This is a genomic window from Gemmiger sp. An50, assembly GCF_002161595.1.
Classification (GTDB): Bacteria; Bacillota; Clostridia; order Oscillospirales; family Ruminococcaceae; genus Allofournierella.
The window spans coordinates 57,452-74,544 of the sequence record NZ_NFID01000001.1 but is presented as its reverse complement, the minus strand read 5'-3'; the positions used below and the strand labels follow the sequence as shown (position 1 = coordinate 74,544).

Below are 17,093 nucleotides of genomic sequence, written 5' to 3'. Positions count from 1 at the left end.
TGCCCTCCTTTATTCGTAATACTCGGCGCCGGCCTCATCCACGATCTGCTGCATGGTCTGCAAACCGGTGGAAAGATCCAGCTCGCCGGAATAGATCTTGAGCAGGGTGTCGCTGACCTTGCTCTTCCACTCGGGGCGGGCGGCGTTGTTCACGCTCTGCACGCTGTAGTCGAACATGTCGATGAAGCACTGCACGTCGATGGGGTATTCGTCGAACACGCCCACCCAGGTCTCTTCCAGACCCTCATAGGCGGGAATGGCGGCGCCGCTCTCGCCCTGGATGCGCTGGCCTTCCTCGCTGCCGAAGAACTTCAGCACGTCCTTGACGATGTCCATGTGCTTGTTGTTTGCGCCGGTGGCGTAGCTCAGGCCGTTGGAGATGGTGGCCCGGCCGTCGCCGCTCACCGGGTCGGGGCACATGGGCAGCACGGCCACGTCCCACTTGCCCACCATGTCGGGGTAGTTCTGCAGCTCGGTGAGAATATTCCAGTTGCCCTCAAAGAACATGGCGCCCTTCTCGGAGAAGAAGGCCGCGCCGGGCGCGGTCTCGGCGAAGTAGTTCTGGTCAGGGCACCAGTCGTAGCTCTGCAGGCCGATGTAGAACTCCATGCCCTTCTGGGTGGCGGGGTCGGTGAAGTTGGCGCGGGTGTTGTCCTCGGTGAGGATGCTGCCGCCTGCCTGGTACACGAAGTTCCAGTAGCCCAGCTGGTCGTCGCCGTAGGCCATGTAGCCATACTTGCCGGTGGCGTCGTAGATGGCCTGGGAGGCGCTGACCAGGTCATCCCAGGTCCAGGTCTCGTCCGGGTAGGCCACGCCTGCGGCATCGAACATTTCCTTATTATATACAAGGCCCACGGTGTCCTTATCCTTGGGCACGCCGTAGAGCTTGCCGTCCGAACCGCTGGCGTTGGCCAGAGAAATGTCGGAGAAGTGCTCGGTCTCCACAATGTCGGAGCAGTCTGCCAGCTTGCCGTTGTCGGCGTATTTCAGAATCTCGTTGGTGTGCATCCAGAAGATGTCCGGCATCTTGTTGCTCATGGCGGCGGCTTCCAGCTTGGTCCAGTATTCGTTCCAGCTGGTCACCTGCACCTCGATCTTCACATTGGGATGCTCGGCGGTGTAAGCGTCGCACATGGCCTGCATGCCGTCGCGCTGGGCCACGTCCCAGATCTGGAAGGTCAGGTTCACGGTGCCGTCCGAGCCTTCGCCGCATCCGGTCAGCCCGGTGGCCAGACCCGCGGCCAGGCAAACGCTCAGTGCAGCGCATGCCAGTCTGCGCATCAAACTCATTGCTTGTTTCCTCCTGTTCCTGTGCGAAGTCCTCCCCTTGCCGCCGCCCGACCGGCCGGGTTCGGGCAGCTGCAAAACGCGGTTTTCGCTGTTGTGCTGAAAAATCGGAAGCAGTTTTGTACAATGTGCACTATATACAATTTGTTTCCCTTTTGGCTGTGTTTATTATACGATTTGACAGTTGAAAGTTAAATATCATTTTGCAGGTTTTTATCTCTCAATTTAGCTGATTCAGGCATTTTTGCTTGAAGTCATCTAGCATTATGGTATATAATCAGAAAAACAGACAAAATGAGGGAGGAATGGCAGTATGGCCACCGCATTCGGGCCGGACGCCGGCAACAAGCTGATTTTCCACGTGTTTCAGGACGAACGCTTTGTGGACCTGAACCTGTATCAATACGGCTGGGAGCGTACCGAGCCGCTGCACTCCTACGGGCCGCACCGGCGCAACCATTATTTGTTCCATTACATCATCGCCGGCTATGGCAAGCTGTATGTGGGCGAGCATGTGTATCCGGTGGGGCCGGGGGAGGGGTTTCTGATCCTGCCGGGCCAGACCACCACCTACGCCTCGGACGAGGTCGACCCCTGGGAGTACACCTGGATCGAGTTCGACGGCCTGCGCGTGCGCGAAAGCCTGACCCTGGCGGGCCTGGGCGCGGCAAAGCCCATCTACACCCCCGCCACCCGGGCCGGGGGTGAGAAGCTGCGGGAGTGCATGCTGCAGATCGTGCAGGACGGCGAGGCCAGCCCCATCCGGCAGATCGGCCGGGGCTTTCTGTTCCTGGACCAGCTGGTGGAATCCTCGGCGGCAAGGCAGCACCAGAGCCAGCGCCGGCTGCGGGACTTCTATATGAAAGAGGCGCTGTCCTTCATTGAGCAGAACTACCAGCGGGACGTGTCGGTGGAGGACATCGCCGCCTTCTGCGGACTGAACCGAAGCTACTTCGGCAAGCTCTTCCGGGACACCATGGGCGAGAGCCCCCAGGCCTTTTTGCTGCATTACCGCATGGCCCAGGCGGCTCAGTTCTTGAAGGAGACCACCCAGCCGGTGAGCACCATCAGCACCATGGTGGGTTATGCAAACCCGCTGCATTTTTCCCGGGCCTTCAAATCGGTGTACGGCATCTCGCCCCGGGCCTACCGGCAGACCCATTTCACCCACCCGGCGGGTGTGTGAGGCACTCACTGGCGAAAAACCGGGAACTGTGGTACACTGTAACGTGGAATGAAGCGGCCGGGCGCGCCCCGGCGGGAAAGAGGGGGACAAGGCATGGAAAAGCAGCAGCGCCGGGCGCTGAACAGCATCGTGCTGAGCATCACCACGCTGGTGGTGGTGGCCGCCCTTCTGCTGGTGGGCATCGGCCTGGTACGGGACAAGATGATGCGCAACACCCAGCAGATGGGCATGTCGCTGGCCGAGAGCTACGCCCGCGAGACCCAGAGCAGGCTGGACGGCTTTGCCCGGGTGTTTGATATGGCCTGGATGTATGCCATCCGGGGCGTGGATGCCAACATGAGCGAGGAACAGATGCAGGAGGGCATGGCCGAGTATCAGCAGAACGTACATGAGCTGTTCGGCGGTCATGTGGCCGACCTGTATGCGGTGATCGGGGGGCAGATCGTGGCCGACAACCCCAGGACCGGCGACGGAACCTACGACTACGCCAGCACCGACTGGTACCAGAAGGCGATGGCCTCGCCGGACGAGATCATCTTCAGCGATGTGTATGAGGATGCCATCACCGGCGACCAGATCTTCACCCTCTCCAAAGCCATGGACACCGAGGGCGATGTGTTGGCCATGGATGTGTACATCAACCAGGGCGATGTGCTGGATCTGGAGATCAGCCTGCCCTCCACCTATCATTTTTATCTGTTCGATACCGACGGCGGGCTGCTCTACCGGCTGATCGACCGGCAGGCCACCAACCCGGTGTATGCCGAGCAGCTGATCAGCGGCGTGCGGGACGGCAGTCTCTTTGCCTACGACGCCCAGATCACCGACCCCAACGGCGTGGCCCGGGGCGTGTATTATGCCGAGATGGACAACGGCTGGACCGTGGTGATGACCATCCCCATCCAGGAGGTGCTGATGGGCGAGATGGACCCGGTGATCTATTCCCTGATCGGCGTGGCCCTCATCGCCTTTGTGACCCTTCTGTTCATGGTGGTGCGGGACATTCTGAACCTGCGGCGGCTGGCCGAGACCGAAAAGACCATCCGGGTGCTGAGCGATTCCTTCTTTGCCATCTACCGGGTGGACTTTGAGGCCGGCACCTACCGGGCCATCAAGACCTCGCCGGACCTGCGCGGCACCTTTGACGAGAGCGGCGATTACGAGATGCTGCTGGCCCAGGTGAAAAAGCGGGTGCATCCGGAGACCTACGCCGAGTTCGAGCAGGACTTCTCGCTCAAGAGCATCGGCCAGCGGGTGAAGGAAAATGTGGCCGACTACGGCGGCGACTACCAGCGCATGTTCGGCGGCAGCTATCACTGGGTGAACGTGCGCACCATCTATCAAAAGGATGTGCTGCCCGGCGAGGTGATCCTCTGCTTCAAGGATGTGGACGTGGAAAAGCGCCAGCAGATGCAGCACATGATGATTCTGCAGGAGGCGCTGGACACCGCCAAGACCAGCGCCAGGGCCCGCAACACCTTCTTCAACACCATGTCCCACGACATGCGCACCCCGCTGAACGCGGTGATCGGCTACTCCGAGCTGATCCGCCGTACCCCCGGCGATGCGGAAAAGGTCACCGGCTACATCAAAAAGGTGGAGTTCGCGGCCAAGCAGCTGCTCATGCTCATCAACGACATTCTGGAAATGGCCAAGCTGGAGGCGGGCAAGAGCGCCCTGGACGTGAAGGAGTTCAATCTGAACGAATACCTGACCGAGGTGTGCGAGATGTTCCGCACTCAGGCCGAGCGCCAGAACAAGCGCTTTGAGCTGTCGCTGCAGATCAAGGACCCGGTGGTGAAGGGCGACTCCTTCAAGATCGGTCAGATCATGAACAACCTTTTGTCCAACGCGCTGAAGTACAGCTGCGAGGGGGCCGAGATCCGGGTGGAGGCCCGCCAGTTCGACTACCAGAAGCACAGCAAATTCCAGATCGTGGTGGCCGACACCGGCATCGGCATGAGCGAGGAATTTTTGAATCACATCTTCGAGCCCTATTCCCGCGAGACCCACTTCACCCCCCGCACCACCGAGGGCACCGGCCTGGGTATGCCCATCGTGAAGAGCCTGGTGCAGCAGATGAGCGGTGAGATCACGGTGGAGAGCGCCGTGGGCAAGGGCAGCCGCTTCACCGTGACCCTCCCGCTGGAGGTGGTGGAGCAGCACGACGGCCCGGTGATCGGCGCGGCGGCAGGCGAAGCGTCCGGTGAGGCCGCCGCAGAGGCCGCCGGTTCGCTGGCGGGCCAGACCATTCTGGTGGCCGAGGACAACGAGCTGAATATGGAGATCGTCACCGAGCTGCTCACCATGAGCGGCGCCCAGGTGATCGGTGCGGCCAACGGCGCCGAGGCGGTGGAGAAGTTCCAGCGCTCGGCACCCTATTCGGTGGACGCCATCCTGATGGATATGCAGATGCCGGTGCTGGACGGCTGCGGAGCCGCCCGGGCCATCCGGCGGCTGGACCGGCCGGACGCCGCCGTGGTGCCCATCGTGGCGGTGACCGCCAACGCCTTTGCCGAGGACGTGGACCGCACCACCGCCGCGGGCATGAACGCCCATGTGTCCAAGCCCATCGACATGGACCGGCTGCTGGAAGCGCTGGCCCTGTGCTGGGAGGGAAAGACTCCGCCTGCTGCCGCCCCCGGCGAATGACCGGGCGCGGACCGGCTCCTCTGTCCCTTCTGCCCCCGTGCGCCCACCCGGCGCACGGGGGCTTTTTTCTGACCGTCAAACCTTCCGGCAGCACCGCGCTATTGGCGGCGAACGCCTCATGCGGTGTTGCCTTACAAATTTGTAAAGTTCCGGCCCTGATACCAGAGCAGCGTGGTAAAATAAAGGGTAGGGCAAAACCGCAAAGGGGGGGAGTACCTTGAAGCAAACAGGCAAGCGGGCACAGAAATGGCGGTGGCTGCTGCTGGTGGCTCTGGTGGTTCTGGGCCTCCAGCTGCTGCAGGGACTGTTCACCCTGCGCAATGCGCCGGTGCGCCTGCTCCGGGAGGAAAACGGCTGGCTGGACCTGCAAGGCGAGGATGCCGCCGCCGGGCTGTTCCAGCTGGAGGGAAGCTGGGATTTCTACCCCGAGAAGCTGTATACCAGCCAGGATTTCGCGGCCGGACGGGCAGGCGAGGCGGCCGGTGAGGGCGTCTCCCCCTCGGACGATGCCTACGGTACCCATCGGCTGCGCATCCGGGCGACCCCCGGGGCCTACTACGCCATCTGCGGCTTTTCGGTGGACTATGCCACCCGGGTGTTTGTGAACGGCAGCCAGGTGGCGGTCTTTGGCAATCCGGCCGAAACCGCGGAGCAATTCGTGCCCCGGGTGGGCTACATGACCCTGCCGGCGTGCGCCGGGGCGGGCTGGAGACCGCCGACGCGCTGGTGCTCAGCGGCTTTGCGGTGCTGGTGGCCAGCCTGTTGCACGAGGCGCTGCTCACCGGCCGCAGCTCGGACGTGAGCCACTACGGCACCGCGGCCTGGGGCATGCTGGGCTTCGTGTTCCTGAGCGGAGCGGCGGTGGGCCTGCGCATCCAGAAGCGGGAGGCGGCCCTCATCGAGAGCCGCAGCCGGGGCGAGATGCTGGAGCGGATGAACCGGATGAATCTGGAATTTCTGCACCGGATGGCCCACGAGCTGAAAACCCCGCTCACCGTGATCTCCGGCTATGCCCAGCTCACCGGCATCCAGCTGGCGGCGGACCAGGTGGACCAGGAGACCCCGGAAAACCCGAAGACCATCCGGCAGGAGGCCCGGCGGCTGGGCGACATGGTCACCCGGCTGATGGAATATTCCTACGGCCGCACCAGCGAGCTTCGGTTCGAGCGGGTGGACACCGCAGACCTGCTGGACCGGGTACGGGCCATCACCGCGCCCACCGCCCCCGAGGCGGAGGGCTGGACCTTCCTGGGCTGGTACCGGGAAGCCAGCTGCGAGAATGCCTGGAACTTCGACACCGATCTGGTGGAGGGCAGCATGACCCTGTACGCCGGGGTGGGAGCAGAAGACCGCTCCCACCCCGGTGCCCACCGAGACCCCCGCGCCCACTGAGCAGCCCTCTGACGGGGAACAGTCCTCTGGCGCCGAGCAGCCTGCTGCCACCGCGCAGCCCACTGCCACCGCACAGCCCGCCGCCAACCAGGCTCCTCAGACCGGCGACAGCAGCGTGCTGGTATGGCTGGGCCTTGCGGGCGCTGCCGCCTGCTGCCTGGCGGCCCTGGAGCGCCTGCGCAAAAAAGGCTGATCCGGCCGGCGCGCAGGCCCTTGCGCGCTGAAAAATCCCTTGACCGGTAAGCAATAGCAAAAGCGGCGGACCCTGCCAAAACAGGGTCCGCCGCTTTTTTGCGTGTCGAAGAGACTCAGCGCAGATAATGATAGGGCTCCCGGCCGTAGCGGAGCACCAGCGCCGCCGCGATCAGGAAGGTCAACCCCTCCGCCACCGGTACCGCCAGCCAGATGCCGTCCAGCCCCAGCAGCCGAGGCAGCAGCAGAATGCTGCCCACCACCAACACCAGCGTGCGCAGAAACGAGATCAGCGCGCTCACCGCACCGTTGGAAAGGGCCGTGAAGAGGGACGAGGAGAAGATATTGAACCCGGCGAACAGAAAGTTCCATAAAAAGACCCAGAAGCCGTAAATCGCCAGATCGAACACCGCGCCGCCCGGCGGGGTGAACAGGCCGATCAGCGGCCGGGCAAAGAGCATCGCCGCCGCCATCATGGCCGCCGTGATCAGCCCGATGGCCCCCAGGCAATAGCGGAACAGCCGCTGCAGATACCGGGTGTTGCCGCTGCCGAAGTGGTAGCTGATCACCGGGGCGGCGCTGGTGGCAAAGCCCATGGACACCGCCGTGTACACGAACTGGGCATACAGCACGATGGTCATGGCGGCCAGGCCGTCCTCCCCGGCCAGCGCCAGCATGGACAGGTTGAACAGCAGCGTGGTCACCGAGATGGCCAGGTTGGAGACCATCTCCGAGGACCCGTTGCCCATGGCCAGCGCCAGCATGCCCGGGTCCCACCGGGGACGGCGAAACCGCAGGGTGCTGCGGTCCTTCAAAAAGTAGAAGATGGGGAACAGACCGCCCAGAATCCGGCCGCTCACCGTGCCCAGGGCCGCGCCGGTCATGCCCATATCCAGCACCCCGATCAGCAGCCAGTCCAGCACCAGATTCAGCACGCCGCTGGTCACCGTGAGCCACAGGGCAATGCGCCCCCGCCCGGCGGTGATGAACAGCGACTGGTACATCACCTGGACCACCGTGAAAAAGGCCGAACCGAACAGGATGCGCCCGTATTCCAGGCAGTAGGGCAGCAGCCGGTCACTGGCGCCCAGCAGCCGCACCAGCGGTTCCAGAAATACCAGGCCCAGCACGCTCAGCGCCGCGCCCAGCACCCCCGCCGCCAGAGTGGCCAGGGTCAGGTCCTGATCGGCGGCCTTCGCCTCACCCTGGCCCAGCTTGCGCCCCACGATGGCGCTGGTGCCGGTGCCGAACATGATGCCCACGCCAAAGGCCAGCGTGTCCAGCGGGAGCACGATGTTAACTGCGGAAAGACCGTCGCTGCCCACGTAGCGGGAGATGAATACTCCGTCCACCGCCGTGTACAGCGAGGTGACCACCAGCATGGCCACCGCCGGTACCGAAAAGGCCAGCAGCCGCCAGAAGCTGAATTCCTGTGAAATTGCGCGTTTCATACAATAACTCCTTGCTTTGTCGATGGAACCTATTGTAAACTATGGTGTAACCCACGAGTCAAGGGGGATAAGTCATGAAAAATTACTATAAGATCAGCGAGTTTGCCGCCCTGTGCGGTCTCAGCCGGGATACCCTGCTCCACTACGACCGCATCGGCATCTTAAAGCCCGCCTTTGTGGCCCCCAGCGGCTACCGTTACTATACCCTGAGCCAGTTCACCACCGTGGACCTGATCGCCGTTCTGAAGGCCAGCGAGACCCCTCTGAGCGAGATCAAGGGCTATCTGCAAAACGCCGACGTGCCCACCGGCATCCGCCTGCTGGAGAGCAAGGTGCAGGACCTGCGGGCCCGCCGGGCCGAGATCGACCGGATGCTCCAGTCGCTGGAACAGACGCTGGACGCCATGCGGGAAGGGGAGGAGAGCGTCTGCGGCCGCCTGCGCCTGACCCGGCTGGAGGAGCGGTATCTGATCGCCACCCCCACCGGCTACCGCAGCCCGCCCACCGAACGCCGGTTCGCCCGCACCATGCAGGCCCATTTTGCCGCCTGTGAGCAGTGCGGCCTGGGGGCAGGCTTCCAGGCCGGGGAGATCATCCCCCGCGAGAGAGCGCTGGAAGGGCGCTTTCTGGAGGCTTACTATTTCAGCCCGCTGCCCGGTCCGGTGGAGCATCCCCATCTGTGGATCTGTCCGGCCGGGACCTGGGCGGTGTACTATTACCAGGGCGGCTACGACGAGCTGCCCGCCGCCTACGCCCTCTTTCTGGAGGAGCTGGAGCGCCGGGGGCTGCGGCTGGCGGGGGATGTGTACGAGCAGGACGTGATCAATTATCTGTCGGTCACCGACCCGGCCCGCTATGTGCTGCGGCTTTCGGCCCCGGTGGAGGAGTAAAATGCCCGGCCGGGAGCTTTGGCCCCGCAACCCACCCCAAACGAAAAAGCACAGAAAAAGGCGGCTGCCTTTCCCGAATTGGGAAGGCAGCCGCCTTTTGGTTTTGTATCTGTTTGGGCGAAAAACGCCGGAGCCGAAGGGCTTACAGGTCGCTGAACAGGTCTTCCTTGTAAACGCCCGCCTCGATCAGGGCACGGAAGCTGGCAACCACGAAGTCCTTGTCCTCCTTGTAGGTCACGCCGAACCACTTGTCGTCGGTCTTCAGCACCTTTACCGACACCGCGCTGCGCTTGAGCAGCTGGTCGATGTAGATGGGCAGCAGGTACTCGGCCTTCAAGATCTTGTCGTCCGGAGTGTTGGCGAAGAACTCCACAAAGCCCTTGTCCAGCAGGTCCATGAAGGCGGGGGTCAGGCCCCACATGTTCATGGAGACCAGAGAGTCCGCGTCCACGGGCTTGCCCTCCACCTCGGCGCCGGTGGCGGTCTTTACGATATTGGAGGTCTCCTCCACGTCGGTCAGGTAGCCGCTGGCGTCCATGTGGCAGATGCCGCGGGTCACGCCGCCGTTCTCGGACAGGGTGTTCTTCAGCACGAAGCCCGCCATGCACAGCTCACTGTCGCCGTGGTCCTGTACCAGGAAGTTGTGGATCTGCACGAAGGCTTCCTTGCCGTAGTAGTCGTCCGCGTTGATGACCACAAAGGGCTCGTTCAAAAGGCCCTTGCAGGCCAGAACCGCCTGGCCGGTGCCCCAGGGTTTGGTGCGGCCTTCGGGCAGGGTCACGCCCTTGGGCAGGTCCTCCCGCTCCTGATAGGCATAGGCGATCTCCACGCCCAGCCGGGCGCAGGTGGCGGCGATGCGGTCGCCAATGGCCTCGCGGAAGGCCTCGGCAATGTCGTGCCGGATGATAAAGACCACCTTGTTGAAGCCTGCCGCAATGGCGTCGTGGATGGAATAGTCCATGATGATCTCGCCGTGCAGGCCCACGGGCTCCAGCTGCTTGATGCCGCCGCCGAAACGGCTGCCGATGCCCGCCGCCATAATGACCAGGGCGGTCTGTTTGGGTTCGCTCATGATGCTCTCCTTCTGCATTCCGTTTTCTTTATTATAGTAGGGAAATGCACTGCCGGGTTATCTAGTTGACATGGTACACCATCCATGACACATTTGTCAATAAAATGCGCGATTTTTCCATGGAATGAACAAGGGATACATCCCGGTAAAATGGCCGGCAGCGGCGCAAACGGTCCGCCAGGGAAAAAAGCCGGGCAAAGCGGCGAAAACACAAGCTGCAAAAGCGAGGAAAAGAAGGGGGATTTCCAGCAGATAAATCAATATTATTCTCATTTTCCCGGCTTTTTTTACCAATTAGCCGAAACTTCATCCAATTCCACCGTTTTCGTTGAAAAAAGATGCAAATTGCGTTATGATTAAAGTACTATCGTGCAACATGGATGAAACTCGCTTTATTTTTACACTAAAGCGAAAGGAAACGGCAATTTTCAGCGCAGCACCCGCAAACAGGGGGAGAAGCAGCGGCTGCGAATGCCGGGGATGAGCGCAAGCAGCAGGCCGGACGGCCCGCCCCGACATACGCAAACGGAAAACCGCCAACGCAAGATCCCCCTGGGCAGCCCGGCCGCCCGGGGCGCTTTGCGTGTTTGAAACCAGAGGAAGCATGGAACATTCCAGGGAGAGAGAAACAGCCATGAAGGTCAAAAAAGAAAACGTGTCGATCCGCAGGATCATGAAGCAGCATCGCATCCCGCTGACCGATGCTCAGCAGCGCTATCTGCGGCAAAAGCGATGCTTTGATGTGGTGATCGCGGCCATGGCGCTGGTGGTGCTGGCGGTGCCCTTTGCGGCAGTGGCACTGCTGCAAAAGCTGAGCAGCCCCACCGAGCCGGTGTTTTTCCGGCAGAAGCGGGTGGGCCAGGACAGCCACGTATTCTACATTACCAAGTTTCGCACCATGAAGAGCACGGCGCCCAAATACTCGGCCACCGGCGAGCTGCAGAACGCCGACGCATATATTTCCCGGCTGGGGCGTTTCTTGCGGGATACCAGCATTGATGAGCTGCCGCAGCTGTTCAATGTTCTGATGGGGGACATGAGCCTGATCGGGCCCCGGCCGTTGATTCGGCAGGAGCGCAGCGTGCATTTTCTGCGCCGGTACTACGGGGTGGACCAGCTGAAGCCGGGCATCACGGGTTGGGCGCAGATCAACGGCCGCGACATGCTGAACGATTACGACAAGGTGTTTTACGACCGGGAGTACTTAAAGAACGTAAGCATGGCCTTTGACGCTAAGGTGTTCTTGGATACTGTACTGAAAGTACTAGGCCGCAAGGACATCCAGGAGGGCGTGCAGGCCCATCATCACCGGGACGAAGTGCGCCGCAGCCAGCAGGAGCAGCTGGCTCAGGAGAAGGCGGAAAAGCGTGAATTCATGCAGTTCCAGCAGGAGGCCCAGATGGTGCGCGAGCACCGCAGGGCGATGTGATTTATATAATGTATAAAGGTGGAGAGGAATGAGTCAGTTGCAAAAAGGGCGCAAGGTGATTTTTGTGGCCAACACCGCGCGTTTCTTTGTGATGTTCGAGCAAAACAACATCAAATTGCTGCAATCCATGGGTTACGAGGTCCATTGTGCCAGTAATTTTGAGCAGGAAAGGGATGTGGACGCAAAATCCATCCTGGAAAAATTGAATGTAACGATCCACCAGATCGATATCGCCCGTTCGCCTTTTTCGGCGCGCAACCTGAACGCGTACCGACAGTTGAAGGCGTTGATGCAGCGGGAACGGTTCGATCTGGTGGATTGCCATACGCCCATGGGAGGTGTGTTGGCGCGGCTGGCTGCCAAAGCAACCAAAACAGCGCCGGTACTGTACACCGCTCATGGGTTTCATTTCTATAAGGGCTGCCCGTTGCAGAACCGCCTGATCTACGAAACCATCGAGCGGTGGCTGGCCCGCTATACCGATGGGTTAATTACCATTAACGAAGAGGATTATCAGGCGGCCAAGACGTTCCGCCTTCGGGGTGAAGCCTATAAGATTCCCGGTGTGGGCATCGATGTGAAGGGGATTCATGACCTGAAAGTGGACCGTATCCAGAAGCGCCGGGAATTGGGCGTGCCGGAAGATGCATTCGTGATGCTTTCGGTGGGGGATTTGAACGCCAACAAAAACCATTCCACTGCAATCAAAGCATTTGCGAAGGCAGATATCCCCAACTCCTATTACCTGATTTGCGGAGAGGGCGAGCTGCGGAACGAGTTGAGCAGTCTGTCAGAAAAATTAGGAGTAAGCCAGCATGTTCATTTGCTGGGGTTCCGAAATGATGTGCGCGAGATTTTAAAGGCAAGCGACTTGTTTGTCTTCCCCTCCTTCCGCGAAGGACTTTCAGTAGCACTTTTGGAAGCGGTATCGGCTGGTGTGACATGTATTGCTAGCAATATTCGGGGCAATGTGGATTTGTTGGAGCAAAGCCAGTTGTTCCCTCCGGCGGATGAAGAAAAAATTGCAGATATTATGCGGAAGAGCGTTGGACAAAAACAAGCGCCAAATCAAAAGGCTTACGAGGAATTCGATAAAACAGAGGTCGAAAAACGCATGGAAAATATTTATGGATGTGTGAATGGCGCCACTGTTGAAACGGTAGGGATTTAAACGGAAGGAAACCATATGCGTGTTTTGCATTTGTTAAAGTCAGATAAGTTTTCCGGGGCTGAAAATGTGGTGCTTACAATCATGAATCTTTTCCCGGAAGAGGAAATGATTTATGCGTCGCCAGATGGCCCGATCCGCAAGGTGGTGGAGGAGGCTGGCCACCGTTTTTATGCGCTGGAATCCAGCAAGATAGGTTCAGTGAAAAAAGCGATTGCAGAATTAAAGCCGGATGTTATTCACGCGCATGATTTTAGTATGGCGACGAATGCGGCCTGGGCTGCCGGCAAAACTCCCGTCATTGCACACCTGCACAACAATCCGCCCTGGCTTGGGAAAATCCATCCCAAGAGTGTGATGTTTGCACTGGCATTGCCGCGCATTCAACAGGTTATTAGTGTGTCGGAATCCGTTCAGAAAGAATACCTGTTTGGAAGGCTTATGAACGGAAAAAATACCGTTCTCGGAAATTTTGTGGATGTGGAAAGAGTTCGCCGAATGGCGCAGGAACCTTGCCCGTGCGGTGATGTAGACCTGGTGTTTTTGGGAAGATTGTCTGCACCCAAACAACCGCTGCTGTTCTGTGAAATTGTAAAACAGGTAAAAGAAAAGATTCCCGGAGTCACAGCTCGCATGATTGGCGATGGCGAGCTTGCCGGTGAAGTGAGAAATTATCTCAACGAAAACGGTTTGCAGGATACAATTGAGCTGGTTGGATTTCAATCGAATCCGTATACCTATTTAAAAGGCGGAAAAATTATGGTCATGCCTTCGGCGTGGGAAGGGTTTGGTTTGGCGGCTGTGGAAGCACTTTCGCTGGGACTTCCTGTTCTGTGCAGTGGTGCGGGCGGACTTGCTAACATCATTACAGATGAGTGTGGAAAAATATGTGATTCGATTAATGACTATGTAGCAGAAATTCAAAAAATAGTTTCGATTACGAAAATTTACGATGAGAAGTCTGAAAAAGCGAAAAAAAGAGCGGAAGATTATAATGATATGCAAGAATATAGAAGAAAATTAAACGACATTTATTGTGGAATGTAATATTCAATCAACTGAAGAATAAATTTAGAGTGTGAATATAATGAGATTGAAAACACTTCCGAAAGGCTTTCTTTCACTTGTATTATTGTATTTGGTTTATGAACCTGCGATTACGCAATTGCTGCTTGGGGTTCATTTCTATTATGTAAATATTGCGGTTGTTTCTGTGCTTCTAGCTTTGCGTTTAATTGAAACAGGAAGCATTAAAATAGAGAAAAGAATAGTCAATTTCTCTTTGATAATATTTGCGTGCTCGATTTATACTCTCTTGATTACGGCATTGAATCAACAAGAAATTAGATTCTTTCAACACTTCTATGTCATAATCGAAATATTGTCGATTTATTTGTTGTACACATATATAGCTAAATATTATGATGATTCAGGACGAGTTTGCTTAGATGTTTTGAAAACTGTAGTTGTATTGGAAGCTATATTTGTGCTTCTTATGTTTTTGCTTCCGGCATTTAAACAATTTGGAGTTAATTTGTATTATGCGGAAAATTCGGCAGAAATAAATTATTATGTTGTATCGAAGAGAATATATGGAATATTTGGCGATTATACTTTTAAGTGTCAAGTGTTCAATGGTATGCTATCATTCTTTTTTTTGTTTTGTTCTTATCTCAAAAAAGAATCTGGACTTTTGATATACTCGGTTCTTAGCTTGTTCATATCTGTCGTGAATGGAAGAACAGGACTCTTGATTTTGATTGTTATTACAATTGAGTTCCTCGGTTTGCAGCTGATTATGAACAAAGGCCAATTGACGAAAGTGATCAAAATTGCAGTATTAGGCATTGCTGGTTCAGTAGTCGTTTTACTTCTTGTGAGAAAATTTAATCCAGATACGTATGAGTTTGTAATTAATATGTTTAATGCTTTCCTTGGACTTGAAACAAATGGCGATAATAATCTGGTTGTTTTAAAAGAGAGCATGTCTTTTCCGACGGGGTTAGGTCTGATTTTGGGTGAAGGTGTTACCATTTATACAGGTGTAAATCGTACAGATATTGGATATTGTAACGATGTCTATTTGGTAGGCGTTATTGTTACAGCAATAGAATATATTTCAGTTATTGCTTTGTTAAAAGTTAGGAGTAGATTGCCTGAGGCAAAAATTTATAATATTTGTATGACGACAGGATTACTGGTTACAAATATTAAAGGAGTTTGCATGCGGAGCGGTACGATTATCGTTGGCCTTCTGTGGTTGCGAATAATAATGGAGAATTCTATTTTGCCAGAATTAAGAATGCGTGCAATAGGAAAAGATAATTAGGGGTAAATTATGGGTGAAATGATTAGCGTAATTATGAGCGCTTTTAATGAAAGTGAGGAAGAACTTTCACTTTCTATTCAATCGATTTTACATCAGACATATGGGGACTTCGAGTTTATAATTGTTAATGATAATCCGGAAAATACTCAATTAGAAATAGCGTTGGAGAAATTTGCACAACAAGATTCAAGAATCCGATTGCTGAAAAATGAAAAAAATATTGGACTTGCAGCGAGTTTAAATAGAGGAATTGAAATTGCTCACGGAGAATACATTGCCCGGATGGATGCTGATGATATTTCACTTCCAGATCGGTTTGAAAAGCAGCTTGCTTTTTTGAAAAAGAATGGTCTGGATTTGATTTCAGGATTCACGATTATTATAGATGAGAATGGAAATGAAGCTCCAAAAGAAGCGCAGACAGCAATCTATGAATCGCTGGATTTGAGTGAAATTCTAAAATATGGCGATGTGATTCGACATCCGACAGTTATGGGGAAAACATCGGCATTTCGTGATGTAGGGGGATATCGAGAGCTTGTTCCTGCAGAAGACTATGATATATGGCTTCGAATGCTTAGCGCCAACAAAAGAATTGGATGCATTGGAAAACGTGTACTTAAATACCGTATTCGTACGTCTAGTATTTCTCGACAAAATGGATACCGTCAATTTGTTGCTGCCCGATATGTAAAAAATCTTTACAAGCAGCGTTTGAAGGATGGTAAGGACAATTATACCAAAGAAAGTTATAAACGATATTTGGAAAAATATCATGTGGAAAATCCAAATATGCTAAAGAAATATCAGGCAGTGTCTTTGCACTATACACAGGTGTTAGAAAGCATGAGAAAAAAAGATATATTGCACTGTGTACAATCTTGTCTTCTGGTGATATTGGGAATTCCATGTGGCTTTGAAATGTTATGGGTTGGCTTCCAGCAAAAAATGATACATAGTCGATGGAAATGAGGATGTTTAAAATGAAGAAGTTAATTCAGCGTTTGATCGCAAATTTGCTTTTTCTGCCGACATATGTTCGGTTGAAAAAGACAAAGGGGAAAAAGCGTATAGTGATCTTGGCGGTGCCACAGTATAATAATATCGGTGATCATGCGATTACAATGGCTGAAGAAAAGTTCCTTGAAGCAGAATTTCCGGACTTGGCGCATATCTCAATAGGTGTTATATTTAGTAAGTTTATCTATTCAAAAGTAAAAAAACTTATTGGACCGGAAGATATCATTGGTATAAATGGAGGCGGATTTTTGGGAACGCTATGGGGAATGGAGCCATTAGTCCGAAAAGTGATCTCTGATTTTCCTAGCAATGTTAAAATTGTATTTCCTCAGACTGTTTATTTTAGCCATGATGAGAAAGGCGAAAGAGAATTAGATCAGTCGATTAAAACGTATAGAAAATCAAATGTCTGTGTTTTTGTGCGTGAAGAAAACTCTTATAAATTTATGAAAGAAAAGTTCTTCCCGGATATGAATAATAGGGTGTTCTTGGTTCCTGATATGGTTCTTTCCCTTCACAGTCAGGTAAAAAATGAAAAGGGCGAAGGTATAATTCTTTGTATGAGGAACGATACAGAAAAAGTGACTGGCAGTGAAGTTATCGAAAATATTAAGGAATGTGCGGAAAATGCGATGCAGCAAGTTTGCATCACAGATATGTGTACTAGGTTTTGGATTCCGCTTTCTTTGAAAAATAAATTTGTCACAAAGAAAATGCAACAGCTAGCTTCTGCTAAATTTGTTGTCACCGACCGGCTTCACTGCATGATTTTCTGCACACTAGTGGGAACGCCCTGCATTGCGATGGATAACAGCAGTAAAAAAGTAAAAGGCGTTTATGAAAAGTGGTTGAAAGATCTGGATTATATTGTGTTTTGTGAAAATGGAAATGACGCTTTGAGCAAAGCGGGAGAATGGATCAAAGTTGACAGCATCAAAGCAACCCGTTATTCTTCAAAAAACCTGGAGAGTGCCTTTGCGCCGCTGACGCAGGCTATTAAAGACTGTCTTGCTTGATCAAGGATG

General features: G+C 55.0%; 16 protein-coding genes. 12 read left to right on the top strand and 4 right to left on the bottom strand.

Translation table 11 applies throughout. The features are described 5' to 3' along the window. Positions 1 to 9 precede the first annotated feature (9 nt). Positions 10 to 1,290 carry an ABC transporter substrate-binding protein gene (locus tag B5G03_RS00375; protein ID WP_087179851.1) on the bottom strand — a complete coding sequence of 427 codons (1,281 nt, stop codon included), beginning with the start codon at positions 1,288 to 1,290 and terminating at the stop codon, positions 10 to 12. Between the two features lie 310 nt (positions 1,291 to 1,600). On the opposite strand from B5G03_RS00375, the gene B5G03_RS00370 reads away from it, so the two are divergent. The 5 genes from B5G03_RS00370 (at position 1,601) to B5G03_RS00350 (ending at position 6,710) form a co-directional block, all read left to right on the top strand. After that, entirely contained in the window at positions 1,601 to 2,473 is an 873-nt protein-coding gene (locus B5G03_RS00370) for an AraC family transcriptional regulator (protein WP_087179850.1), read from the top strand. 93 nt (positions 2,474 to 2,566) lie between these two features. Continuing rightward, positions 2,567 to 5,125 (top strand): hybrid sensor histidine kinase/response regulator, encoded by a 2,559-nt coding sequence (locus B5G03_RS00365; RefSeq protein ID WP_162613297.1) that lies wholly within the window; start codon positions 2,567 to 2,569, stop codon positions 5,123 to 5,125. A gap of 217 nt (positions 5,126 to 5,342) precedes the next feature. Continuing rightward, entirely contained in the window at positions 5,343 to 5,927 is a 585-nt protein-coding gene (locus B5G03_RS00360) for a hypothetical protein (RefSeq protein ID WP_087179848.1), read from the top strand. Further along, positions 5,816 to 6,517, top strand: coding sequence for a histidine kinase dimerization/phospho-acceptor domain-containing protein (locus B5G03_RS00355; protein WP_162613296.1), 702 nt, complete (start codon positions 5,816 to 5,818; stop codon positions 6,515 to 6,517). Before B5G03_RS00360 ends, B5G03_RS00355 begins: the two co-directional genes overlap by 112 nt. Then, on the top strand, positions 6,489 to 6,710 hold the full coding sequence (locus B5G03_RS00350) for a hypothetical protein (RefSeq protein ID WP_087179846.1): 222 nt from the start codon (positions 6,489 to 6,491) through the stop codon (positions 6,708 to 6,710). Before B5G03_RS00355 ends, B5G03_RS00350 begins: the two co-directional genes overlap by 29 nt. Before the next feature lie 115 nt (positions 6,711 to 6,825). Here the strand turns inward: B5G03_RS00350 and B5G03_RS00345 are convergent, their stop codons facing one another. Continuing rightward, positions 6,826 to 8,160, bottom strand: a complete 1,335-nt coding sequence (locus tag B5G03_RS00345; RefSeq protein WP_087179845.1) for an MATE family efflux transporter — start codon at positions 8,158 to 8,160, stop codon at positions 6,826 to 6,828. Positions 8,161 to 8,234: 74 nt separating this feature from the next. On the opposite strand from B5G03_RS00345, the gene B5G03_RS00340 reads away from it, so the two are divergent. Beyond that, on the top strand, positions 8,235 to 9,050 hold the full coding sequence (locus tag B5G03_RS00340) for a MerR family transcriptional regulator (RefSeq protein WP_087179844.1): 816 nt from the start codon (positions 8,235 to 8,237) through the stop codon (positions 9,048 to 9,050). A gap of 142 nt (positions 9,051 to 9,192) precedes the next feature. Here B5G03_RS00340 and B5G03_RS00335 read toward each other — a convergent pair whose 3' ends face one another. Then, positions 9,193 to 10,122 carry a nucleotidyltransferase family protein gene (locus B5G03_RS00335; RefSeq protein ID WP_087180112.1) on the bottom strand — a complete coding sequence of 310 codons (930 nt, stop codon included), beginning with the start codon at positions 10,120 to 10,122 and terminating at the stop codon, positions 9,193 to 9,195. A gap of 96 nt (positions 10,123 to 10,218) precedes the next feature. Beyond that, positions 10,219 to 10,383 carry a hypothetical protein gene (locus B5G03_RS17280; RefSeq protein WP_162613295.1) on the bottom strand — a complete coding sequence of 55 codons (165 nt, stop codon included), beginning with the start codon at positions 10,381 to 10,383 and terminating at the stop codon, positions 10,219 to 10,221. A 373-nt stretch (positions 10,384 to 10,756) separates the two neighbouring features. Here B5G03_RS17280 and B5G03_RS00325 point away from each other — a divergent pair, with 373 nt between their 5' ends. From B5G03_RS00325 to B5G03_RS00300, 6 genes are read left to right on the top strand one after another with little or no spacing between them, the layout of a single operon-like run. Continuing rightward, a complete protein-coding gene (locus tag B5G03_RS00325; RefSeq protein ID WP_242962231.1) occupies positions 10,757 to 11,551 on the top strand; it encodes a sugar transferase in 795 nt (264 codons plus the stop codon). Positions 11,552 to 11,579: 28 nt separating this feature from the next. Beyond that, positions 11,580 to 12,722 carry a glycosyltransferase family 4 protein gene (locus B5G03_RS00320; RefSeq protein ID WP_087179842.1) on the top strand — a complete coding sequence of 381 codons (1,143 nt, stop codon included), beginning with the start codon at positions 11,580 to 11,582 and terminating at the stop codon, positions 12,720 to 12,722. A 15-nt stretch (positions 12,723 to 12,737) separates the two neighbouring features. Further along, positions 12,738 to 13,766, top strand: a complete 1,029-nt coding sequence (locus tag B5G03_RS00315) for a glycosyltransferase (RefSeq protein WP_087179841.1) — start codon at positions 12,738 to 12,740, stop codon at positions 13,764 to 13,766. A 40-nt stretch (positions 13,767 to 13,806) separates the two neighbouring features. After that, complete coding sequence (locus B5G03_RS00310; RefSeq protein WP_087179840.1) at positions 13,807 to 15,048, top strand: hypothetical protein; 1,242 nt, start codon at positions 13,807 to 13,809, stop codon at positions 15,046 to 15,048. A 9-nt stretch (positions 15,049 to 15,057) separates the two neighbouring features. Beyond that, positions 15,058 to 16,020 carry a glycosyltransferase gene (locus B5G03_RS00305; RefSeq protein WP_087179839.1) on the top strand — a complete coding sequence of 321 codons (963 nt, stop codon included), beginning with the start codon at positions 15,058 to 15,060 and terminating at the stop codon, positions 16,018 to 16,020. Between the two features lie 11 nt (positions 16,021 to 16,031). Beyond that, positions 16,032 to 17,084, top strand: coding sequence for a polysaccharide pyruvyl transferase family protein (locus B5G03_RS00300; protein ID WP_162613294.1), 1,053 nt, complete (start codon positions 16,032 to 16,034; stop codon positions 17,082 to 17,084). Positions 17,085 to 17,093 lie beyond the last annotated feature (9 nt).